Below are 22,880 nucleotides of genomic sequence, written 5' to 3' on the forward strand. Positions count from 1 at the left end.
GCTGGCAGGCGCACCAACCCGCCACCGAACGACCTCAAGACACATGCGCAGCCCAGACACCACGTGCCCCCTCCGTCCTTGCGGGAGCGGCCCATGTGGCCCCGAGCCATCGCCTCGACGAGCAGAGCCATCTAGTTCACTTCGGCACTGTCGCGTCGGGACTGAAGTCCCTCCCACAACATCACCGGATCGCGCCGATGCAGGAACGGCCGGTGCACCAATGTGGGAGCGGCTTCAGCCGCGACGCGCGCAGCCATCAGGCCCCAGCCCGGCACTCTCGCGTCGGGACTGAAGTCCCTCCCAAGACACCACCAGATCCCACCGACGTGGGAGCGGCCAATACCCCACTGTGGGAACGGCTTCATCCGCGACGGGCACAGCCGTCAGGCTCCAACCCGGCACCGACGCTGCATTTCATCTGCTGGCCGGGCAAAACCCACTGCCGCAGCACACTCAGTCCAGCACCCGCGGCAGATTCGGCAATTCGTTCTCGCCCTGCTGACCCGGCTGCGCCGGGAAGTGCGCGGCCAGCAGCGCGGACACAGCACCGACGCCGGCGAGCACCGCCTGTTCGGGCTGGCCCACGCGCATGTCGCGCTCGATCAGCGCGCAGACCTGGCGCCACTGCGCCGCGTCCACCCGCCCGCGCAGGCCGCGGTCGGCGACGATCTCGATGTGGTGATCGGCCAGCAGCAGGTAGATCAGCACCCCGTTGTTGGCGTCGGTATCCCAGGTGCGCAACTGCGCGAAGGCCTGTTCGGCGCGCAGCCGTGGGGTCATGCCGCGCAGCACCTGCGCCGGCGCCAGGCCCGACTCCACCGCGAACATCACCTGCCCGCGATGCAAGCGCTCGCCCTCGGCGATCGCCGCGCCAATGCGTTCCAGGCTGGCCGCGGGGAACAGACGCTGGGCGGACGGCGCGAACAGGTGCCGAAGCAGGCGCATCACCAGCTCCCCGAGGCGCCACCGCCTCCGGAACTGCCACCGCCACCACCCCAGCCGCCTCCGCCGCCGCCCCAACTTCCACCGCCACCGCCACCGCCACCGCCGCCCCAGCCACCGCCGAATCCGCCGCCTCCCCAACCTCCGCCGCCCCAGCCGCCCCAACCGCCGCCGCCAGCCGAGCGGCCCGGCGCGATCCCGACAAACAGGCCCAGCAGCAGGCCGATCCCGCCGGTCAGCGCACCGACGAACAGCGACAGGCTCAGCAACAGGCCGACGCCACCGCCGACCACGCCGCTCAGCACGCCACGCACGGGACGCGACAACCGCGCGAACAGCACCTGCGCGACCAGCGCCGCGAACAGGCCGGCGAAGAAACCGAATCCCAGGCCGCCCCCGCGCGACGCCGATGCATGCGCACTGACCGGCGCCGGCAACGCTTCGCCGTCGATCAGCTTGACCAGCATCGCGGTGGCCTCGGCGATGCCACCGCTGTAGTCACCGGCGCGGAAGCGCGGCGCCAGGTACTCCTGGATGATGCGGTTGGCGGTGGCGTCGGGAATCGCGCCTTCCAGGCCGTAGCCGGGCTGGATGCGCACGCGCCGGTCGTTCTTGGCCACCACCAGCAGGACGCCGTCGTCCACGCCCTTGCGGCCGAGTTTCCACTGGTCGAACACGCGCTGGGTGTATTGCTCGATGGTCTCCGGCGCGGTGCTCGGCACTACCAGCACCTGCAATTGGCTGCCCTTGCGCTGCTGCAACTGCACCGCCTGCCGGTCCAGCTCCAGGCGCTGGTTCGCCGTCAGCGTGCCGGTGGTGTCGACCACCGGCGCGTCCAGCGGCGGGATCGGCGCCTCGGCCTGCGCCCAGGCCAGCCAGGGCAGCAGCGCCAACAGCAGCACCAGCCAGACGCCGGCGTGCCGGCGAGATACACGGCGAGCCGCACTGCGCGACGCCGCCGATGCGGTAGCGCGCTCAGCCGTCACGGATGTGGAACGCACGCCCGGGCCCGCCCGCGGCGGCGCTTAGTGCGCCGGCGCCGGTTGCTGCTGCGGCTGCGGTTGCTGCGGCGGCGCGGACGCCGGCTGGCCGCCGAAGTTCACCGCCGGCGCCTCGGAGATCTGCGCCTCGTTCTCCACCGAGAAGTTGGGCTTTTCCTTGTAGCCGAACAGCTTGGCGGTGAGCACCTGCGGGAAGGACAGGATGTAGGTGTTGTAGTCCTGCACTGCCTGGATGTAGCGGCCGCGCGCCACGGTGATGCGGTTCTCGGTGCCTTCCAGCTGCGCCTGCAGGTCGCGGAAGGCCTGGTCGGATTTCAGGTTCGGATAGTTCTCGCTGACCACCAGCAGCCGCGACAGCGCGCTGGACAGCTGGCCCTGCGCCTGCTGGAACTGCTGCAGCGAGGCGGCGTCGTCGGCGTTGACCTGCACCTGGCCGACCCGGGCGCGGGCATTGGTCACGTCGGTCAGCACCTGCCGCTCCTGGTCGGCATAGCCCTTGACCGTGTTGACCAGGTTCGGCACCAGATCGGCGCGGCGCTTGTACTGGTTCAGCACTTCCGACCAGCCGGCCTTGACCGCCTGGTCCTTCTGCTGGATCGCGTTGTAGCCGCAGCCGGACAGCAACACCGCCAGCGCGGCCAGGAACAGGGAGCGGGACAACAGGCGCATGCGAGGACTCCGGCAGATGACTGCGCGCAGCTTGCCACGCGCCCGGTGAAAACGCAGCCTGCGCAGCTCAGCCGCTCACCACTTGCCGGCGCCGGGCACCTGGTGCGCGGCGGCGCGCCGGCGCATCAGCAGATTCAGCCACTCCACCAGCACCGAGAACCCCATCGCCGCGTAGATGTAGGGCTTGGGCACGTGCACGTCCAGCCCGTCCAGGATCAGCACCACGCCGATCATCAGGATGAAGGCCAGCGCCAGCATCTTCACCGTCGGGTTGGCGTCGATGAAGCGGCCCAGCGGGTTGGCCGCCAGCAGCATCACCGCCACCGCCAGCAGCACCGCGGCGATCATCACCGGGATATGCTGGGCCATGCCCACCGCGGTGATCACCGAATCCAGCGAGAACACGATGTCGATCACCGCGATCTGCGCGATCACCATCCAGAACACGCCCGAGGCCTTGCTGGTGGTGGGGTCTTCGTCCTCGCCGCCGGTGATCAGTTCGCGGATCTCCATGGTGCCCTTCACCAGCAGGAACAGGCCGCCGACGATCAGCACCAGGTCGCGGATCGAGATGCCCATGCCGGCCACGCTGAACAGCTCGCCCTGCATGCGCGCCAGGAACGCCAGCGACACCAGCAGCGCGATGCGGGTCAGGCAGGCCACGGCGATGCCGAACTTGCGCGCGGCCGGGCGCTGCGCTTCCGGCAGCTTGCCCACCGCGATGGAAATGAACACTAGGTTGTCGATGCCCAGCACGATCTCCAACGCACTCAGCGTCAACAGCGTCAACCAGGTGTTGGGGTCGGCGAGAAACTCGAGGGCCATGGCGTCGGATCCTTTAACAGAAGAAGAAACGGGCGGCGATCACAGCAGGCGCGGCAGCAGGATCAAGCCCCAGCACAGCACCACGTTGGCCAGCATCACGAAGACCGCGGCCGAGCCCATGTCCTTGGCGCGGCCGGCCAGCTCGTGATGCTCGGGGCCGTAGCGCTCGATCACCGCTTCGATCGCCGAATTGAGCAGTTCCACCGCCAGCACCAGCAGCAGCGAGCCGATCATCAGCACCTGCTGTACCGGCCCCTGCCCCAACCACAGCGCCAGCGGCGCAAGGATCAGGAACAGGCATACCTCCAGGCGGAACGAGGACTCGTGCAGCCAGGCCGCGCGCAGTCCCTGCCACGACCAGCGCGCCGCCATCAGCATGCGGCGCGGCCCGCGCGGCAGATGCCCGAACTGGTCGGCCATGGCTCAGCCCCGTCCCAGGCAACGGGGACGCGACGACGACGGCCGGAAGGAATCGGTCATGAGCAAGGGCGCAGCGGGATAGGCCGCAATTTTGCCACAAGCCCCGCGGCGGCGCCGGCATCGCCGCGGATTTGCCTGCATGCGGCGCCTGCGGCACCATCGCCGCTCCCTTGCTTCGAGGAGGCGTCATGCCCCGTTCGCCGCTGCGCGCACCGCTGCTCGCCCTGAGTCTGTTCAGCCTGTCCCTGCTGGGCGTATCGCCGGCACGCGCACTCACCCCAGCCGCGGCGCCCAGCGTGCCCGACCAGGTCTCCAATGCGGCCTGGGAAGAGGACATGGCGCGCTTCGCCAAGGACGATGCCGCGCATCCGGTCAAACCCGGCGGCGTGCTGTTCGTCGGCAGTTCCTCGATCCGCTTCTGGACCTCGCTGGCCACGGATTTTCCGGGCGTGCAGACCCTCAACCGCGGCTTCGGCGGCTCGGAGATCCGCGACAGCACCTGGTACGCCGACCGCATCGTGGTGCCATACAAGCCGCGCCTGATCGTGTTCTACGCCGGCGACAACGACCTCAACAGCGGCCGCAGCCCGCAGCAGGTGCGCGACGACTTCGTGGCCTTCGTGACCCGCGTGCACCGCGACCTGCCCAAGACCCGCATCGTCTACCTGTCGATCAAGCCCAGCCCCTCGCGTGCGGCGCTGATGCCGAAGATGGCCGAGGCCAACGCGCTGATCCGCAAGGCCGCCGCCGGCCTCAAGCAGGTCCAGTTCGTCGACGTGTACACGCCGATGCTCGGTGCCGACGGGCAGCCGCGCGCCGAGCTGTTCGGCCCGGACAAGTTGCACATGAACGCGGCCGGCTACGCGCTGTGGCGCGACACGCTGCGGCCGTATCTGAGCCCCTGACACGACGATGAGCGGCGTGGCGCGCATGCACGAAGGCCGGGGCCCTGCCGGTGCGGCCAGCACGCGCCGGCGATCGCGTTCTGCCGCCTCCGGCAGGGAGTAAGCCAGGATGCCCAGGGCCCTGGTCATCGAAGACGACGAAGTGACCGCCCGCGACATCGTCGCGGAACTCGGCGCGCACGGCTTCAGCGCCGACTGGATCGCCGACGGACGCGACGGCCTGCAGCGCGCGCTGGCCGATGGTTACGACATCATCACCCTCGACCGCATGCTGCCCGGCATGGATGGCATCGACGTGGTCTCAGAACTGCGCAAGCGCTCGGTGCAGACGCCGGTGCTGATGATCAGCGCACTGTCCGAGGTGGACGAGCGCGTGCGCGGCCTGCGCGCGGGCGGCGACGATTACCTGACCAAGCCGTTCTCGCCCGATGAGCTGGTCGCGCGCGCCGAAGTGCTGGTGCGCCGCCATCGCAGCACGACCGCGACCGAAACCCGCCTGCACGTGGCGGACCTGGAACTCGACCTGGTCCGCCACAACGCCTTGCGCAACGGACAGCCGCTGACCCTGCTGCCCACCGAGTTCCGCCTGCTCGAATTCCTGATGCGCAACGCCGGCCAGGTGGTGACGCGACAGATGATCTTCGAGCATGTCTGGGGCTTCCATTTCGATCCGGGCACCAACGTGATCGACGTCCACATCGGCCGCCTTCGCCGCAAGATCGACGGCAACGGCCAGCCGCCGCTGATCCGCACGATGCGCGGCTCGGGATATGTCCTTGCCCCCGCTGAGTGACGCCTGGCGGTCGGCCACCTCGCGGCTGATCCTGATCTACGGGTCGCTGTTCGCGATCTGGTGCATCGTGCTGCTGGGTATCGTGCAGTGGGAGTCCACCCGCTATCTCTCGCACGTGATCGACCAGATGCTGGTCGCGCGCATCCATTACCTGGAACACACCGACCCCGCGCGCCTGGCCGAGACGGTGGGCCAGGCCAACGCCATCGACATCCAGGGCTTCATGTGGGTCGGCCTGTTCGACGCGCAGGGACGCCGCATCGCCGGCAACATCGCCGAGGCGCCCAAGGGCATGGCCGTCGATGGCACCGTCGGCGTGGTCAGCGCCCGGCTGATCGACAGCGGGCGCAGCGGCCAGACCCGGGCGCGCGGCATCGCCCGGCACCTCCCGGACGGCCGCCGGCTGGTCGTGGTCAAGGCCAGCACCGTCATCGACGGACTGACCGCGATCATCTACCGCGGACTGCTGTGGGGACTGTCGTTGACCCTGCTGCCGGGCCTGCTCGGCGGCCTGCTCATCGCGCGCGGCCCGGCCCGGCGCATCCGCGCCATCCAGCAGGCCATGCAACCCATCCACCGCGGGGATCTCAGCGTGCGCCTGCCGGTGTCCCGGCGCGGCGACGAGGTGGACCTGCTGGCGGCCACGGTGAACCGGACGCTGGGCGAGGTCGAACGCCTGCTCGGCGAGGTGAAAGGCGTCACCGACAACATCGCCCACGATCTGCGCACCCCGCTGACGCGCATGCGCACGCGCCTGCACCGGCTGCAGCAGCAGTTCGCCGGCCGCCCGGAAGGCGAGCAGCTGGACGCATGCGTGAGCGAGATCGACACCGTGCTGACCCGCTTCCGCGCGCTGCTGCGCGTGTCGGAACTGGAAGACCGCCAGCGCAGCGCCTGCTTCTCGACCATCGACCTCGCCCCGCTGCTGCATGAGGTCCACGCGTTCTACGCGCCCGTGGCCGAGGACCGCGGCCAGGCTTTCGACCTTGTACTGGAGCCGCTGCCGGCCGTGCACGGCGATCGGCAGCTGCTGTTCGAGGCGCTGGCCAACCTGGTCAGCAATGCCATCAAGTTCACGCCCGACGGCGGGACGATCCGCCTGTCGGCAGGCGCCGACCAGGACGGCAACGCGCGCATCGAGATCGCCGATAGCGGCCCCGGCATCGCCCCCGACGAGCGCCAGACGATCTTCCGCCGCTTCTACCGCGTCGACCAGACGCGTGCCAAGCCCGGCTGCGGACTGGGCTTGGCAATCGTCAGCGCCATCGTCCGCCTGCACGGCTATACGCTGCAGGTGGGCGGCGACGCGCGCGGGGCGGTGTTCTCGGTCCTCTGCCCGCCCGCCGCGGCCGCGCCGTCCGCGGGCCGTGCACCCTGCCCTGCCTGACACGGCCCGCACCGGTGCGCGGTCGCGCGCATCCGCCCACGTCTCGCCGCGCGTGGCGTGGCAGCGCCGGACAGGCGGCGTGCGGCTTACGGCCCGGTCAGTACACAAGTCGTTGAACCATCGAGCGTTTGCGGCGCGGGGGCGGATATCTAAATAAATCTTAATGAAGCCAGGGAACACCCCCCAGGCAAAATCCGCCGCGACGCAACATTCGCGCACGGAACCGCTCCTCCATGATTGGCCTCGTCCGGATCGCACTGACGCGACCGTATACCTTCGTCGTCCTGGCCCTGCTGATCCTGATCGTGGGTCCGCTCGCCGCATTGCGCACGCCCACCGACATCTTCCCGGACATCCGCATCCCGGTGATCGCCGTGGTCTGGCAGTACAACGGCCTGCCGCCCGAGCAGATGGCCGGCCGCGTCAGTTCGCCGTTCGAACGCGTGCTCACCACCACCGTGAACGATGTCGAGCACACCGAGGCCACGTCGATCCAGGGCTTCGGCATCATCAAGATCTTCTTCCAGCCCAACGTCGACATCCGCACCGCCAACGCGCAGGTCACCGCCGTGGCGCAGACCATGCTGCGGCAGCTGCCGCAAGGCACCACACCGCCGCTGATCCTCAACTACAACGCCTCCACGGTGCCGATCATCCAGTTGGCGCTGTCCGGCAAGGGGCTCACCGAGCAGAACCTGGCCGACCTCGGCCTCAACATCATCCGTCCGCAGCTCACCTCGGTGGCCGGCGCGGCGATCCCGTATCCGTTCGGCGGCAAGACCCGCCAGGTGCAGATCGACATCGATCCGCCGGCGCTGCAGGCGCGCGGCCTCTCGGCGCAGGACGTGGCCAACGCGCTGGCGGCGCAGAACCTCATCACCCCGGTGGGCACGCAGAAGATCGGCAAGTACGAATACACGCTGCAGCTCAACAACGCGCCATCGGACATCGAGGAGCTGGGCAACCTGCCGGTGAAGACGGTCGACGGCGCCACGGTGTTCATCCGCGACGTGGCGCATGTCCGCGACGGCGCCCCACCGCAGACCAACATCGTGCACGTCAACGGCGACCGTTCGGTGCTGATGACGGTGATGAAGAACGGCTCGGCCTCGACGCTGGCGATCATCGCCGGCATCAAGGACCGGGTCGCGGCGATGAAGGAGGCGCTGCCGCCGGACCTGCGGATCGTTCCCATCGGCGACCAGTCGCTGTTCGTGAGTGGCGCGATCGCCGGCGTGGCGCGCGAAGGCGTGATCGCCGCGGCGCTGACCAGCCTGATGATCCTGCTGTTCCTCGGCAGCTGGCGCTCGACGCTGATCATCGCCATCTCGATCCCGCTGGCGATTCTCGGCTCGATCGCCGCGCTGTCGGCGATCGGCGAGACGCTGAACATCATGACCCTGGGCGGCCTGGCGCTGGCCGTGGGCATCCTGGTCGACGACGCCACGGTGACCATCGAGAACATCAACTGGCACCTGGAGCAGGGCAAGTCCGTGGAGACGGCGATCCTGGACGGCGCCTCGCAGATCGTGACGCCCGCCTTCGTCTCGCTGCTGTGCATCTGCATCGTATTCGTGCCGATGTTCTTCCTGGAAGGCGTGGCGCGCTTCCTGTTCGTGCCGATGGCCGAAGCGGTGATGTTCGCGATGATCGCGTCCTTCCTGCTGTCGCGCACGCTGGTGCCGACCATGGCCAAGTACCTGTTGCATCCGCATGCGCCGCATACCGACATGCACGGCGACGGCCATGGCCAGCCGCCGTCGCGCAATCCGCTGGTGCGCTTCCAGCGCGGTTTCGAAAAGCGCTTCGAGCGGCTGCGCGCCGGCTACTACGCCCTGCTCGAGACCGCGCTGCTGCGCCGCAGGGCCTTCGTGCCCGGCTTCATGCTGTGCGTGGCGCTGTCGTTCCTGCTGCTGCCGATGCTCGGCCGCAACTTCTTCCCGTCGGTGGACTCGGGCCAGATCCTGATGCACGTGCGCGCACCGGTCGGCACCCGCGTCGAGGAAACCGCGCACCTGTTCGCCGACGTGACCGGCGCGGTGCGCAGGCTCATTCCGCCGCACGACCTGGCCGGCGTCGTCGACAACATCGGCCTGTCGTCCTCGGGCATCAACAACGCCTACAACAACACCGGCACCATCGGCTCGCAGGACGGCGACATCCAGATCGCGCTGAGCGAAGGCCACGCGCCCACCGCCGACTACGTGCGCACGCTGCGCCAGACCCTGCCGCGGCAGTTCCCGTCGGTGGTGTTCTCGTTTCCGCCGGCCGACATCATCAGCCAGATCCTGAACTTCGGCGCGCCGGCGCCAGTGGACCTGCAGATCCGCGGCCCGAACCTCGCCGCCAACTTCGCCTATGCCAACCGCCTGCTGCGCGAGATCCGCCGCGTCCCGGGCGTGGCGGACGCGCGCATCCAGCAATCGCAGGCCAGCCCCGGCTTCGCGGTGAACGTGGACCGCAGCCTCGCCCAACAGGTGGGCATTACCGAGCGCGACGTCACCAGCAGCCTGGGCGTGAACCTGGCCGGCTCCAGCCAGATCGCGCCGACGTTCTGGCTGAACCCGCAGAACGGCGTGTCGTATCCGATCGTGATGCAGACGCCGCAGTACAGCCTCGACAGCCTGCCCGACCTGCAGAACGTGCCGATCAGCCCCAGCGCCGGCCAGGGCGGCGCGCAGAGCCTGGGCGGGCTGGCGACGCTGTCGCGGACCGCGACCAATGCCGTGGTCAGCCAGTACAACATCAATGCGACGGTGGACATCTTCGCCTCCCCGCAGGACCGCGACCTGGGCGCGGTCGCCGCCGACATCCAGAAGATCCTCGACGCCAACCAGAAATTCCTGCCCAAGGGATCCAGCACGGCGCTGCTCGGCCAGGTGCAGACGATGAACAAGGCATTCGCCGGCCTGATCTTCGGCCTGCTCGGCGCGATCGTGCTGATCTACCTGTTGATCGTGGTCAACTTCCAATCGTGGAGCGATCCGTTCGTGATCGTGACCGCCTTGCCCGCGGCGATCGCCGGCATCGTCTGGATGCTGTTCGCCACGCACACCACCCTGTCGGTCCCCGCGCTGACCGGCGCCATCATGTGCATGGGCGTGGCCACGGCCAACTCGATCCTGGTGGTGAGCTTCTGCCGCGAGCGCCTCGCCGAGCACGGCGACGCGGCGAAGGCGGCATTGGAGGGCGGCTTCGTGCGCTTCCGCCCGGTGCTCATGACCGCGCTGGCGATGATCATCGGCATGGCGCCGATGGCGCTGGGCCTGGGCGAAGGTGGCGAGCAGAACGCGCCGCTGGGCCGGGCCGTCATCGGCGGCCTGATCTTCGCCACCGTCAGCACGCTGTTCTTCGTGCCGATCGTCTTCAGCCTCATCCACCGCCGTGGTTCCCAGCCGTCCTCGCCGACGGCGCACGCCTCCGGAGCGTCCCCGCATGTCGCCTGATCTGTCGCCCCCCGTTTCGCCACGCCGTCTCCGCCTGGCCGGCGTCATCGCCTCGATCGTGGTCCTGGCCATCGTCGTCGCCGGCATCGCCACGCGCGCCGGCGACGCGCGCCGGCTGCGTGCATGGACCGACGACCAGGCGGTGCCGACGGTCACCGTGGTGGCCCCGGAGACCGACCAGGGCACCGGCGTGCTCAACCTGCCCGGTCGCCTGGAGGCGTATGCCCGCGCGCCGATCTTCGCCCGGACCAGCGGCTACCTGAAATGGTGGAAAGCCGACATCGGCGCCAGGGTGAAGGCCGGCGACGTGCTTGCCGAGATCGAAACGCCCGACCTGGACCAGCAGTTGCTTCAGGCCAAGGCCGACCTGGCCAACGCCCGGGTCAACGCCGCCCTGGCCCAGACCACCGCCAAGCGCTGGCAGACCATGGGCCAGACCGAGGTGGTGTCGAAGCAGGCGGTGGACGAGAAGACCGGCGACTACGACGCCAAGCGCGCCCTTGCCCAGTCCGCACAGGCCAACCTCGAGCGCCTGGAGGCGATGAAGGGCTTCGCCAGACTGGTGGCGCCGTTCGACGGCACCGTCACCGCGCGCGAGACCGATGTCGGCGCGCTGATCAACGCCGGCGGCGGCGGCCAGGAACTGTTCGTCGTGTCGGACACGCACAAGCTGCGCATGTACGTGAACGTGCCGCAGAGCGATGCGCCGTCGGTGCGCGCCGGCAGCAAGGTGACGCTGACGGTGCCGGAGTACCCGGGGCAGACCTTCAGCGGCGTCGTCGACAGCGCATCGGGGGCGGTCAACGCCGCCTCGGGCACCACCCTGGTCCAGGTCGCCGTGGACAATCAGGACGGCAGACTGATGCCGGGCGGCTACGCCAGCGTGCGCTTCGATCTTCCGGCCGACGCCGCGCTGGTGCGGGTCCCGGCCAGCGCGCTGGTGTTCGACGATAAGGGCCTGCGCGTGGCCGTGGTAGACGCGCACGACACGGTCGCCTTCAAGCCGGTGACCATCGCGCGCGACTTCGGCAAGACCGTGCAGCTCGGCTCGGGCATCGCCGCCGGCGACCGCCTGATCGAAAGTCCGCCGGACGGCCTGACCGACGGCGACAAGGTGCGCATCAGCGCGCCGAAGGCGGATGGCGGACACGCCAAGGCGTGAACGCGGCTGGCCGGCGGTCTTTTCGAAGCACGCCGGCCATTGCAGCGCGCGGAACCGATGCGGGCCAACGCGCGGGCACCGGCCTGCACGGATCCGGAACTGCCGGCGCTCACTTCGCCGGAACGAACCGCACGGTTGCCAGGATGCCGCCGCCCTCGGCGCTTTCCAGCGCGACCTGCCAGCCGAAGCGCTCGCACAGCCGGCGCACGATCGACAGGCCCAGCCCGGCGCCTTGCGGGCGCTCCGGCTCGGCGCGGAAGAACGGCTCGAAGGCGTGTCGCAAGGCCTCCTCGGACATGCCGATGCCGGTATCGCGGATGCGGATGCGGTCGGCCTCGACCTCGACCTCGACGCGCCCTGCATCGGTGTAGCTGCAGGCGTTGCGCAGCAGGTTGCTGACCACCACGTGCAGCACCCGGGGCGGCGCATGCAGCGTCGCCGAGCCCAGCACGCGCACGCTCAGCGTCACCGGCTTGTCCGCCAGCAGCTCGCGCGCGTTCTCGGCCTCGTACGCGACCACGTCGGTGACGTCGAAGAGTTCGCTCTGCGGCACCACGTCAGCCTCGCGCGCCAGGATCAGGAAGGCGTCGATCACCGCCTCCATGTCGCGGCCGGCGCGTTGGATCCGCTGCAGGCTGCGCTGCAGGCGCGGCGGCAATTCCAGATCGGTCATCGCGATGTCGGTGGCGACCCGGATCACCGTCAGCGGCGTGCGCAGTTCATGGCTGGCATCGCGGGTGAAGTTGCGTTCGCGGGCGACGTGGTCGGTGACGCGCTGGGCCAACGTATGCAGGGCGGCGGCCAACTGCCGCGCCTCGCCCTGCACATCGGCCGGCAGGTTTTCCGGAGCCAGTTCGGCGGCGACTGGATGCCGCGGATCCCAGCGCGAGACCCGCCGCGCCAGCCAGTTCATCGGCGACAGCAAGCGGCGCGACACCCGCCAGGTCAGCCAGGCCACCACCAGCACCGCGATCAGGGTCAACAGGGTCGGCACCACGCCGAACCAGAACGCCAGCCGCTGCGCCGGCGCGCGCAGGAACACCAGGTATAGGCGGCCGGACGGGTTCTGGTCGACCAGCACGATCTCGCCGCCGGGGCGGTCCTCGTGCAGGCCGGGCGCCAGCGTGCGCAGGTCGATGGGCACCGCCGCATCGGAGTGTCCGGCCGGCACCAGATAACCGCGCAGGCTGTGAGTATTGGGGGGCGGCTGCTGCGGCTGTTGTGCATGCAGGCGCCAGTAGTAGCGCGCCTCCTGCTTCAGGATCGAGCCGACCAGCGAGTGCTGCACGATCGCCACCACCAGATAACTGGCAAGCGTGACTACACAGCCCGCAAACACGATGCGGGCGATCAGGGCGAGGCGAAGTTTGCGCGGCAACCCGTGCGGCATACGGCATCCGTGATCGTTGCCGCGATTATAGGAAGGCCGATCGTGAGCCTTTCGTGCAAGCGGCCCCGTTTGCGGGGACCGCTGCGGGTTTCACGATCGCGCGCCGCCTCAGCTCATCGGCTGGGCGATGTCGGCGATGCGGTAACCGGCGCTCTGCACGGTGTGCAGCAGCGGGCGGTCGAACGGCTTGTCGATGATCTTGCGCAGGTTGTACAGATGGCTGCGCAAAGTGTCCGAGTCCGGCAGGCCGTTGCCCCAGATCTCGCGCTCGATCTCCTGGCGGGTGACCACGCGCGGCGATTCGCGCATCAGGATGGTCAGCAGGCGCAGTCCGATCGGCGACAGCTGCAGCTCGGTGCCGGCGCGGGTGGCGCGCATGCTCACCGGGTCCAGCACCAGGTCGGCCACCTTCAGCACTTCAGAGCCGACCTGGCGGCGCTCGCGACGGATCAGCGCACGCAGGCGTGCTTCCAGTTCCTGGATCGCGAACGGCTTGGTCAGGTAGTCGTCGGCGCCAAAGCCCAGGCCGGTGAGCTTGTCGTCGAGCGTGTCGCGCGCGGTCAGCATCAGCACCGGGGTCGACTTGCGCGCGTCGTTGCGCAGGCGGCGGCACACTTCGATGCCGTCCAGGCGCGGCAGCATCAGGTCCAGCACCACCACGTCGTAGCTGTTCTCCGCCGCCAGGCGGTAGCCGTCCAGGCCGTCGCAGGCGTAATCCACTTCGAACCCGCGGCCTTCCAGATACTCACCGATCATCTCGGAAATGTTGCGGTTGTCTTCCACGACCAGCACGAGCCCGGATGTTTCCTTGGTCTGACGCATGATGCTTCCTCAGTCTTCAGCTTTGTGAAACATGCCGGATGTGCAGTGGTGGCGGCGTGAAGACCGCTTCATGTGCCTGAGTCATGAAAAAATTACTGCGCGATCAATGGTTTGAGTTGCGGCCATACGTTGTCCAGCACCTTGGGCTGGGCCGCGGCGGTCGGATGCAGGCCATCGCCCTGCATCAGCGCCGGGTTCAGCGCCACGCCTTCCAGCAGGAACGGCAGCAGGCCGGTCTGGTACTGCTTCGCCAGGTCCGCGTAGACCGCGCGCAGACGCTGCCGGTAGCCCGGTCCGTAGTTCGGCGGCACGTCGATGCCCAGCAACAGCACCTTCGCGCCGGCCTCACGGCTGAGCACGATCATCTTCTCCAGATTGCCGCGCAGTTCGGCCGGGCTGAGCCCGCGCAATGCGTCGTTGCCGCCCAGCTCGATGACCACTACCGACGGTTTGTGTTTCTGCAGCAGCGCCGGCAGACGGGTCAGTGCGCCGGAGGAGGTCTCGCCGCTGATGCTGGCATTGACCACCGCCGGTGGCGCCCGCATCTGTTGCTGCAGGCGCTTGTCCAGCAAGGCCACCCAGCCGGACTGCACCGGGATGTTGTGCGCCGCGCTGAGGCTGTCGCCGAGCACCAGTACCGGCCCCGTCGCACCTTTGGCACAGGCGATGGCGGGCAGCAGCACCCACCATGCCAATAGCAGCCAGGCGCGGCGCATCCAGGCCCGCTTGCTTCTCGTCTCGTCGCCACGCATCCGGAGATTCCTCATCGACAGTCAGGCCCCCACTCTTCGCGCCGGTATCGCCATCGACGTACGCGATGTCGGCAAATCCGTCAGCGGACCGGAGGGCACGGTCCACATTCTCGACAAGGTGGGATTGACCATCGGTGAAGGCGACAGCGTCGCCATCGTCGGCGCCTCCGGGTCCGGCAAGACCACCCTGCTCGGGTTGCTGGCCGGCCTCGACCTGCCCACGCGCGGCGAGATCGTGCTGGCCGGGCAATCGCTCAACACGCTGGACGAGGAAGCGCGCGCCGCGCTGCGCGCGCGCGAAGTCGGCTTCGTGTTCCAGAGCTTCCACCTGCTGCCGTCGCTGACCGCGGCGGAGAACGTCGCCCTGCCGCTGGAACTGGCCGGACGCGAGGATCCGGCGCGGGTGCGCGAGGTGCTGGAGGCGGTGGGGCTCAGCGCGCGTGCGCGGCACTATCCGCGGCAACTGTCCGGCGGCGAGCAGCAGCGCGTGGCGCTGGCACGCGCGTTCGTGGCGCGGCCACGGATCCTGTTCGCCGACGAGCCCACCGGCAGCCTCGACCAGGCCACCGGGCAACAGATCAGCGACCTGCTGTTCGCGCTCAACGAAGGCAGCGACACCACCCTGGTGCTGGTCACCCACGACATGCGCCTGGCGCAGCGCTGCGAACACCGCTACCGGCTCGACGGCGGCCGCCTGCGCGCCGCCGACCCGGCGGACGCCGCATGAACGTGCTGCGCCACGCCGCGCGCGCGCTGCGCCGCGAACTGTTCGCCGGCGATCTGCTGACCGTGTTCGCGGCACTGGTGCTGGGCGTGGCGGTGATGACCGCGGTCGGCACCCTGGTCGACCGGGTGACCCTGGCGCTCACCGGCAGCGCCGCCGAGGTGATCGGCGGCGACCTCGGCGTCAGCGGACGCCAGGACATCCCTGGCGACTTCGCCGAGGAGGCGCAGCGGCGCGGCCTGCGCAGCACGCGCCTGGTCAGTTTCCCCAGCGTGCTGTTCCACGGCGACGCTAGCCAGATGGCCAACATCAAGGCGGTGGGCGCCGGTTATCCGCTGCGCGGCGAACTGCTGGTGGCGCGCGACACCGTCGGCGCCGGCAGCGAACGCGCCGGACCGCCGCCGCGCGGCGAGGCCTATGCCGATCCGCGCCTACTCGAAGCGCTGGGGCTGAAGCTCGGCGATGCGCTGGAGTTCGGTGCCGGCACGCTGCGCGTGACCCGCGTGTTGCGTGCCGAACCGGATGCCTCCGGCGAACTGATGCAGCTGTCGCCGCCGCTGCTGGTCAACCGCGCCGACGTCGATGCCGCCGGCCTGCTCGGCCCTGGCAGCCGCGCCTCCTATCGGCTGATGTTCGCCGGCGCGCCGGGCGAGATCGCCGCCCTGCGCGAATGGCTGGCGCCGCGTGCCAAGGCGTACCGCCTGGTCGGCATCGAGGACACCCAGCGCGGCGTGCGTGGCGCCTTCGACCGCGCCGGGCGCTTCCTGGCGCTGGCCGCGTTGCTGGCGGTGCTGCTGGCCGGCGTCGCCACCGCGCTGGCCGCCAACCGTTTCGCCCTGCGCCGCATCGATCAGGTCGCGGTCTTGCGCTGCCTGGGCGCGCGCCAGCGCGACATCCTCGTCGCGCTGGCGCTGCAGTTGCTGCTGCTGGCGATCCCCGCCTGCGTGCTCGGCGTGGGCCTGGGCATGCTGGCCCAGGTGGGCCTGGTCGAAGCGCTGGGCAGCCTGATCCCCAACCGCCTGCCCTTGCCGCAGGCGACCCCGGCGCTGGCCGGCGCCGGCATCGGCCTGTTGCTGCTGCTCGGCTTCGGCCTGCCGCCGCTGCTGCGCTTGCGCGACGTCCCGCCGATGCGGGTGCTCAACCGTAGCTTCGCCGCGCTGCCGCCGACCTCGCTGCTGGTCTACGCCGCGGCCCTGGTCGCCACCGTGGTGCTGGCGGTCTACGCCACCGGCGACGGCCTGCTGGCGGCCTGGGTGCTGGGTGGCCTGACCCTGCTGGCGGCGCTGGCCGCTGCCGTCGGCGGCGTGCTGCTGGCGGTGTTGCGGCGGCTGCAGGGACGGCTGCGCGGGCCATGGAAGCTGGGCCTGGCGGCGCTGACCCGGCGCCGCGCGCTGAGCGTGGTGCAGTTGGTGGGCCTGTCGCTGTCGCTGTGCGCCCTGCTGTTGCTGGCGGTGATCGGCCCCGGCCTGCTCGGGCAGTGGCGCGACCGACTGCCGGCGGACACGCCGAACTACTTCCTGATGAACATCCAGCCCGACCAGGCCGACCAGGTGCTCGGCACCTTGCGCACGCTCGGCGTCGCCGACGCGGCGGTGGAGCCGTTCAGCACCGGCAAGCTGGTGGCGATCAACGGCAAGCCGCCGCAGCGCCGCGCGCAGGGTCCGGACGACGAGGGCGACGGTAGCGACCGGCCCATCAACTTCTCCTGGCGGCATGAGTTCCCCGCCGCCAACCGGTTGCTGTCCGGGCGCTTCTGGGCCGCCGACAGCACCGCCGCCGAGGCCTCGGTGGAGGAAGGCTGGGCGCAGCGCTACGGGCTCAAGCTCGGCGACCGCATCACCTTGCTGCTCGGCGACCAGCAGCGCAGCTTCACCGTCACCAATGTGCGCAAGGCCGACTGGGATTCGTTCCGGGTCAACTTCTTCCTGCTGCTCAACGCCGGTGCGGTGCAGGATGCGCCGTACAACCTGATCTCTGCCTTCCATCTGCCGCGCGCCTCGGCCGCGCAGTTGAGCGGGCTCAGCCGCGCCTATCCGAACGTGTCGCTGCTCGACATCGACGCGATCCTGCAGCGCGTGCGCGAGGTCATCGACCGCGTCGCCCAGGCGGTGCAACTGGTGATGGGCTTCAGCCTGCTGGCCGGCGCGCTGGTACTGCTGGCCGCCCTGCAGGCCACCGCCGGGGAGCGTCGCTACGACAGCGCGGTGCTGCGCACCCTGGGCGCGCGCCGCGGGCAACTGCGCGGCGCGGTGCTGGTGGAGTTCGGCGCGCTCGGCCTGCTCGCGGCGATCCTCGCGGTCGGGGCAGCGGCGATCATCGGCGTGGTGGTGGCCAAGCAGGCCTTCGACCTCGCGCTGTCGCCACCGTGGCCGGCGCTACTGCTCGGCGGCCTGGGCGGCGTGGCGCTGAGCCTGCTCGCCGGCTGGTCGGGCACCAGGCGCATCCTGCGCACGCCGCCGGCGCTGGCCTTGCGCGAGCCTTGAGTGGAGCCGGGATTGGGGATTCGGGATTGGTAGAGCGCCGCAGGCTGCGCGGACGTGACGCCGTTGGCGCTCGGCGGCGGTCCTTGGCGACGACGGGCGCGATGCGTGCCGCACACGGGTAAGATCGCGGCACATCGAAAGGAGAAACGCATGAAATGGATTGTCGCCTGTTGCCTGCTGGCCCTCTCCACTGCGGCTGGCGCCGTGGTGGTCAGGGCGGACGTGGAGGAAACGCGCTACCGGATGCCGGCGGCGGCATTCCCGGCCCTGGTCGACCTGCCCGGCGAAGGGCACGGCGTGCTGATCGCGCCACAGTGGGTGGTCACCGCCGCGCACGCGGCACCGATGCAGATGCCGGGCATGGACCAGGACGTGTCCATTGGCGGCGTGGCGTACAGGATCAAGCGCGTCGTTCTCCATCCCGGCTACCGCAAGCCGGCCGATGCGCTGGTGCAGGAGGCACTGACGACGCACGACTTCTCCAGGTTCTATGCGGCGCTCGGCGCCGCCGACGATATCGCGCTGATCGAGCTGGCTGCGCCGGTGCCGGGAGTGGCACCGGTCGCGCTGTACCGCGGCGACGGAGAAGTCGGGATGACCGCCGAATTGATCGGCAAGGGCGCCACCGGCGACGGCAAGGCCGGCCAGGATCCCCACGGCGCCCATCGCGGCGTGCTGCGCCACGCCTTCAACACGATCGTCGGCGCCGACCCGCGCTACCTCTCGTATCGCTTCGACGCGCCTCCCTCCGCCCTGCCGCTGGAAGGCATCACCGGCAGCGGCGACAGTGGCGGCCCCTTGCTGATCGGCACCGGCGACGCGCGGCAACTGATCGGGCTGGCGTCGTGGGGCAACTATCCGCCGGACCATCCGTTCTGGGCGACCTGGACCACGGGTCGTCCATTCGTGCAGGGTCTTTACGGCCAGATCGTGCACGCCGTGCGCGTGTCGCGCTATCTGCCGTGGATGACGCAGGTGATGGCCACATCCCCGGATGACACGTCGTCACCAACGACGACGCCCGCACACGCGCACGACGCGGCACGCTGATACGCCATCGCGGCGCCGCGCTGGCGCCGGCCTTGCGTCGGCTTGCCTCCCGTTAGCGCACACCTGCGGCGCTCAGAGCGTGAGCCGTGCTCTGCACGCCATCCAGCGCCGAACAGGTTCTGCGGCGGCGCGACACACGCAAGAAAAAGGGGAAGGCGCCATCCCGGCCGCCTTCCCCACCCTGGCTAGTTGACGCCGCCGTCTCAGCGCGCGGCCGGCGCCGGTGCCGTCCATTGCGCGAACACCGCATCGAGTTGCGCATCGCTGACCGGCTTGCCCTGTTGCACCGCCTCGGCCTGGCCGAACAGCGGCATGATGATCGCCATGCCATCGACCTTGGTCTTCAGGTGCACGCCCGGCGGCTTGCCGAGCAGGCCGTCCCAGCGCGCACGCACCCTGGCCCAGTAGCCCTGGGTCGCGGTCCAGTAGGCGCGCGCCGGGCTGAAGTCGACGGTCGTGGTCCTGACGTAGTCGTTGAAGCCGAACTCGCGGGCGATGGCCTGCTGGCTGCCATCGGGCTTGCGCAGCACCTTGGTGTTGAACTGCTCGTGGGTCCAGCCGGCCGGAGTCAGCGTGTGCCGGTTGATCACCGCCAGCGCGTTGTAGTCGCTGCGCTTGGTGTACTCGCGGCGCGGCAACGGGCGCCAGCTCAGGTCGCTGGTCCAGGTCGGATGGCCATCGGCGTAGTCCCAGCGCCCGGTGCCGCAGTAGCGCGGCGCGTCGCTGACCTCGTACACGCACTGGGTCCAGGCGCCGCGGGTGGCCGCGGCGTCGAGCGGGCGTACCTGCCAGGTCTGGTCGGCGCTGAACTCGAAGCGCTGCGGCGCCTCGTAGATCCAGTCCTGGCGCCAGTGCTTGGTCACGTGGCCGCTCTTGGGCTCCACCAGCAGATGCTGCAGCACCACCTTGCGCGGACTGTCCTCGACCACGATCACCACCTCGTCGCCACCGCTGCGCATTGGCGCGGCGCGCGTGTAGCCGGGTTGCAGCAGCACGGTCTCGTCGAAGGCGAACGCCACCGTGTACTCGCCCTGCATCGCCAGGATGCTGGCACGGTCGCGCGCCGGATCGGCGTTCTCGGCGTGGACGGGAAGACTGCCGGCAAGCAGCAAGGCGCAGAACGGGAGTTGGACTTTCATCATCGAGAGGTGTGTGGGTAGTGACAGGAAATGAGGAAACGCCAGCGGCCGCTCACAACCGTAGCAGCGGCCACGGCCGGTCGGGATCGGGGCGCGGCGCAGGGCGTCCGGCGCGGGCGCAGCAGCAGTCGTCGACCAGCACATCGCCCTCGGCCGCTTCCAGGCGCGCGATGCGGCGGGCGATGCTGGCACCCAGCGGCGACACGCCGGCGACGCTGGCCGCCAGCACGCCATCGGCCGCGTGCAGGCGCAGCGCCCGCGCGTGCCAGCCATCGCCGCGCAAACGGCCGGCGACGCGCCGCCACAGCCGCTCGGCGACGCTGCCGTCGGCGGCATCCTGCGCCGCGGGCAGCGCCGACAGCAGCATGTCCCAGGCGACGAAATCACTGTCGGGCAGCAGGTACAGGCGCCAGCAGCACTGCTGCTGGCGATCGTAGAAGCGCAGGCTCTCCAGCACGCCATCGCTGTCCACGTCCAGGTGCGCGGCCACGCTGCAGGCGTGTCGCCAGCCGATCAGTTCGGCGCCGATGCGGGCGCGGTACAGACACAACACGGTGCCCAGTGCGGCCAGCTGCGCCGGGCGCGGCAGCGGCGCAGCGGCGATCCGCTCCGGGCCGGTACGCGCTGGCGCGGCCGTGCGCATGCGCGGCTACCAGTCCAGCGCCAGGCTGACCGAGACGTTGCGCCCGGCGCCGGTGTAGCGGTCGAGCACGCTGCTGCTGGCCAGGGTCGCGCCAGGCAGCATGTTCCAGTCGATGTAGCGGCGGTCGGCCAGATTGAACACGCCCACGTCCAGCCGCGCACCTTCGGTGAAGCGCCAGTGCGCGAGCAGGTCCAGCGTCGCGTAGCCGGCCGGCGTGTAGTAGCTCGGCAGTTCCGGCCGGCGCTTCTTCGCCACCGCGGTGGCGACCAGTTGCGTGCCCCAGGTGCTGCGGTCGTAGCCCAGGCCGAGCACGCCGCGCAGCGGGTCCACCGAGTTGAGCGGCGTGCCGTCGGTGCGGTTGTCGCCACGCGCATAGGCGGCGCTGGCCTGCAGCGACCAGCCGCTCCAGCGCGCATCGAGCGCGCCGAAGTCGATGCCGGCCTTGGCTTCCACGCCGCGGATGGTCACCCGGTCGACGTTGCGCGATTGATACAGCATCAAGCCGTCGGCGTTGAAGCCGACGAAGCGATAGGACTCGATGAAATCGCGGTAGGCGTTGCGGTAGGCGCTCAGTCCGGCGTAGACGGCCGGACCGGCGTAGCGCACGCCCAGTTCGGCGCCGCGACTGGTCTCCGGCTTCAGGTCGGGATTGGCGATCGCGGTGTAGCCGATCAACAGATTGGTGAAGCCGATATTGACGTCGTTGTAGGGCGGCGCGCGGAAGCCGTGCGCATAGTTGGCGTACAGCGACCAGGCATCGTCCAGGCGCCAGATCGCGCCGAGCTTGGGCGAGACGTTGCGGTCGCTGATCTTCTTCGCCGCCACGCCGGGATTGTCGGTGGCGAAGATCGCATCGACCTGCGGCGACAGCCGATAGTAGTCGGCACGCAGCGCCGGGATCAGGCTGAAACGGCCGTCGGCCAGTGCGATCTCGTCCTGCAGGTAGGCGCCGGCCTTGGCCGTCTCGGTGATCGGGAAGTCGCGGACCGGGAAGGTCTCCATGCCCACGGTCTTGCTGATCGCGCCGGTGCGCAGCGTCAGCGTGTGGCCGTCGCGCTTTTCGTGGGTGTCGGTGTGCGACAGATCGATGCCGTAGCTGATGTCGTGCACGGCGCTGCCCTGCTCCACCCGCTTGTGCAGATTGGCCTGCAGGCCGTACAGGCGCTGGTCGAAGTCGTGCTCCATGTGCCGCAGCGTGCCATTGCTGCGGCGTTCGTCGGTGCGCTGCAGGCTCTGGCTATCCTGACGGTACAACTGCCACTGTAGGTCATCGGCGAGCAGCATGCCGAGTTGGTCGATCTCGTGTCCCAGCGACACGCGGGCGCGGGTCTGATGGTCGCGGCCGCGCTGCGACAGGATGCTGGCGGTGACGTTGCTCAGCGCATCGATGCGGGAGTAGTCCTCGTTGCCTTCGACGGTCAACTTCCAACGTTGGTTGGCGCTGGGCGCGTAGACCAGCTTGCTGAGCAGGCTGCGGCCGTCGCTGCTGAGCGGATTGGGCGCGGTGCGGGCGGCGCCGATGCTGCGGTTGTCGCCCTGGGTCTCGCTTTCCTGGCCCTGGCGATGGCTGACCGCGGCCATGCCGCTCCAGCGGTCGCCGCCGAAGGCGACCAGCGCGCCGGCGAACAGCCCCTTCCACTCGCTCTCGTAGCCGAACTTCAGGCCGACGTAGCGGTCCTTGCCCGGCGCCAGGTAGTCGGCCGGATCCTTGGTCACATAGGCGACCACGCCGCCGAGCGCATCCGAGCCGTACAGGGCGCTGGCCGGGCCGCGCACGATCTCCACGCGCTTGAGCGTGTCCATGTCGACGAAGTTGCGGTTGGCGTTGAGGTAGCTGCCGAAGCTGAAGGTATCCGAGACCGGGATGCCGTCGGTCTGGATCAGCACGCGGTTGCCGTCCAGGCCGCGGATGCGGATGCCGCCGATGCCGCTGAAGCGGCCGCTGTTGCCGGTGGCGGACACGCCGGGCGTGTAGCGCAGCAGATCCTTCAGGTCGTGGACCAACGTGCGGTCCATCTGTTCGCGATCGATCACATCGACGCTGCCGGGCACGTCGACGATGGCGCGCTGGGTGCGGGTGGCGGTGACCTGCAGGCGGTCGAAATCGCGGATGGCGGCCGCCGCACTGGCGTCGTCGTCTGCGGCGGAAGCGGGAGCGGCATGCGCGCCGGCGGCAAGAGCCAGCCACAGCGCGCCGGTCAGCGGAGCGGTACGGAACATGGAGAGCATCGGTGGTCGCGGAAGACCCTCGACCGGCACGGCGCGGGGTCCGCGCCTGGCCGAGGGGGAGAGAAGGATCGCGACTGCGAGGCGGCCGCGGCCGACGC

At 69.8% G+C, this 22,880-nt stretch carries 19 protein-coding genes; 8 read left to right on the forward strand and 11 right to left on the reverse strand.

Going from position 1 to position 22,880, the window contains the following annotated elements:
* Window positions 1–453: 453 nt before the first annotated feature.
* The 5 genes from QN245_RS17300 to QN245_RS17320 form a co-directional block, all read right to left on the reverse strand.
* Entirely contained in the window at window positions 454–945 is a 492-nt protein-coding gene (locus tag QN245_RS17300; RefSeq protein WP_317843750.1) for a TPM domain-containing protein, read from the reverse strand.
* Window positions 945–1,847, reverse strand: a complete 903-nt coding sequence (locus QN245_RS17305; protein WP_317845390.1) for a TPM domain-containing protein — start codon at window positions 1,845–1,847, stop codon at window positions 945–947. Before QN245_RS17305 ends, QN245_RS17300 begins: the two co-directional genes overlap by 1 nt.
* A 120-nt stretch (window positions 1,848–1,967) precedes the next feature.
* Window positions 1,968–2,612, reverse strand: coding sequence for a LemA family protein (locus QN245_RS17310; protein ID WP_160966717.1), 645 nt, complete (start codon window positions 2,610–2,612; stop codon window positions 1,968–1,970).
* A gap of 75 nt (window positions 2,613–2,687) precedes the next feature.
* Window positions 2,688–3,437, reverse strand: a complete 750-nt coding sequence (locus tag QN245_RS17315; protein ID WP_010342213.1) for a TerC family protein — start codon at window positions 3,435–3,437, stop codon at window positions 2,688–2,690.
* Window positions 3,438–3,476: 39 nt separating this feature from the next.
* The gene (locus tag QN245_RS17320; RefSeq protein WP_010342212.1) at window positions 3,477–3,857 is read right to left on the reverse strand and encodes a diacylglycerol kinase; all 381 of its coding nucleotides are present in this window, start codon (window positions 3,855–3,857) and stop codon (window positions 3,477–3,479) included.
* Window positions 3,858–4,045: 188 nt separating this feature from the next.
* Here QN245_RS17320 and QN245_RS17325 point away from each other — a divergent pair, with 188 nt between their 5' ends.
* The 5 genes from QN245_RS17325 to QN245_RS17345 all read left to right on the forward strand — a co-directional run bounded on the left by QN245_RS17325 (window position 4,046) and on the right by QN245_RS17345 (window position 11,550).
* Window positions 4,046–4,762, forward strand: coding sequence for an SGNH/GDSL hydrolase family protein (locus tag QN245_RS17325; RefSeq protein ID WP_160966714.1), 717 nt, complete (start codon window positions 4,046–4,048; stop codon window positions 4,760–4,762).
* Between the two features lie 109 nt (window positions 4,763–4,871).
* Window positions 4,872–5,555 carry a response regulator transcription factor gene (locus QN245_RS17330; RefSeq protein WP_160966712.1) on the forward strand — a complete coding sequence of 228 codons (684 nt, stop codon included), beginning with the start codon at window positions 4,872–4,874 and terminating at the stop codon, window positions 5,553–5,555.
* Window positions 5,533–6,942: a HAMP domain-containing sensor histidine kinase gene (locus QN245_RS17335; protein ID WP_317843751.1), complete on the forward strand. Its 1,410-nt coding sequence runs from the start codon at window positions 5,533–5,535 to the stop codon at window positions 6,940–6,942. The genes QN245_RS17330 and QN245_RS17335 overlap by 23 nt, the downstream gene beginning before the upstream one ends.
* A gap of 233 nt (window positions 6,943–7,175) precedes the next feature.
* Entirely contained in the window at window positions 7,176–10,388 is a 3,213-nt protein-coding gene (locus tag QN245_RS17340) for an efflux RND transporter permease subunit (protein WP_184448332.1), read from the forward strand.
* Window positions 10,378–11,550 carry an efflux RND transporter periplasmic adaptor subunit gene (locus QN245_RS17345; RefSeq protein WP_184448333.1) on the forward strand — a complete coding sequence of 391 codons (1,173 nt, stop codon included), beginning with the start codon at window positions 10,378–10,380 and terminating at the stop codon, window positions 11,548–11,550. The genes QN245_RS17340 and QN245_RS17345 overlap by 11 nt, the downstream gene beginning before the upstream one ends.
* A 109-nt stretch (window positions 11,551–11,659) precedes the next feature.
* On the opposite strand, the gene QN245_RS17350 is transcribed toward QN245_RS17345, so the two are convergent.
* The 3 genes from QN245_RS17350 to QN245_RS17360 form a co-directional block, all read right to left on the reverse strand.
* Window positions 11,660–12,940 carry a sensor histidine kinase gene (locus tag QN245_RS17350; protein WP_160966708.1) on the reverse strand — a complete coding sequence of 427 codons (1,281 nt, stop codon included), beginning with the start codon at window positions 12,938–12,940 and terminating at the stop codon, window positions 11,660–11,662.
* Window positions 12,941–13,048: 108 nt separating this feature from the next.
* Window positions 13,049–13,762 (reverse strand): response regulator transcription factor, encoded by a 714-nt coding sequence (locus QN245_RS17355; protein ID WP_003481607.1) that lies wholly within the window; start codon window positions 13,760–13,762, stop codon window positions 13,049–13,051.
* A gap of 92 nt (window positions 13,763–13,854) precedes the next feature.
* On the reverse strand, window positions 13,855–14,529 hold the full coding sequence (locus QN245_RS17360; RefSeq protein WP_160966707.1) for an arylesterase: 675 nt from the start codon (window positions 14,527–14,529) through the stop codon (window positions 13,855–13,857).
* 109 nt (window positions 14,530–14,638) lie between these two features.
* Here QN245_RS17360 and QN245_RS17365 point away from each other — a divergent pair, with 109 nt between their 5' ends.
* The 3 genes from QN245_RS17365 (at window position 14,639) to QN245_RS17375 (ending at window position 18,771) form a co-directional block, all read left to right on the forward strand.
* Window positions 14,639–15,241, forward strand: coding sequence for an ABC transporter ATP-binding protein (locus QN245_RS17365; RefSeq protein ID WP_160966706.1), 603 nt, complete (start codon window positions 14,639–14,641; stop codon window positions 15,239–15,241).
* On the forward strand, window positions 15,238–17,721 hold the full coding sequence (locus QN245_RS17370; protein WP_317843752.1) for an ABC transporter permease: 2,484 nt from the start codon (window positions 15,238–15,240) through the stop codon (window positions 17,719–17,721). Before QN245_RS17365 ends, QN245_RS17370 begins: the two co-directional genes overlap by 4 nt.
* 150 nt (window positions 17,722–17,871) lie before the next feature.
* Window positions 17,872–18,771 (forward strand): S1 family peptidase, encoded by a 900-nt coding sequence (locus QN245_RS17375; protein WP_317845391.1) that lies wholly within the window; start codon window positions 17,872–17,874, stop codon window positions 18,769–18,771.
* Window positions 18,772–18,974: 203 nt separating this feature from the next.
* On the opposite strand, the gene QN245_RS17380 is transcribed toward QN245_RS17375, so the two are convergent.
* From QN245_RS17380 to QN245_RS17390, 3 genes are read right to left on the reverse strand one after another with little or no spacing between them, the layout of a single operon-like run.
* Complete coding sequence (locus QN245_RS17380; protein ID WP_425612882.1) at window positions 18,975–19,910, reverse strand: DUF6607 family protein; 936 nt, start codon at window positions 19,908–19,910, stop codon at window positions 18,975–18,977.
* A 52-nt stretch (window positions 19,911–19,962) separates the two neighbouring features.
* Window positions 19,963–20,553: a Hemin transport protein gene (locus tag QN245_RS17385; protein ID WP_317843754.1), complete on the reverse strand. Its 591-nt coding sequence runs from the start codon at window positions 20,551–20,553 to the stop codon at window positions 19,963–19,965.
* A 6-nt stretch (window positions 20,554–20,559) separates the two neighbouring features.
* The gene (locus tag QN245_RS17390) at window positions 20,560–22,773 is read right to left on the reverse strand and encodes a TonB-dependent hemoglobin/transferrin/lactoferrin family receptor (protein ID WP_317843755.1); all 2,214 of its coding nucleotides are present in this window, start codon (window positions 22,771–22,773) and stop codon (window positions 20,560–20,562) included.
* Window positions 22,774–22,880 lie beyond the last annotated feature (107 nt).

This window comes from Xanthomonas rydalmerensis (genome assembly GCF_033170385.1).
In the GTDB taxonomy this organism is placed as follows: domain Bacteria; phylum Pseudomonadota; class Gammaproteobacteria; order Xanthomonadales; family Xanthomonadaceae; genus Xanthomonas_A; species Xanthomonas_A rydalmerensis.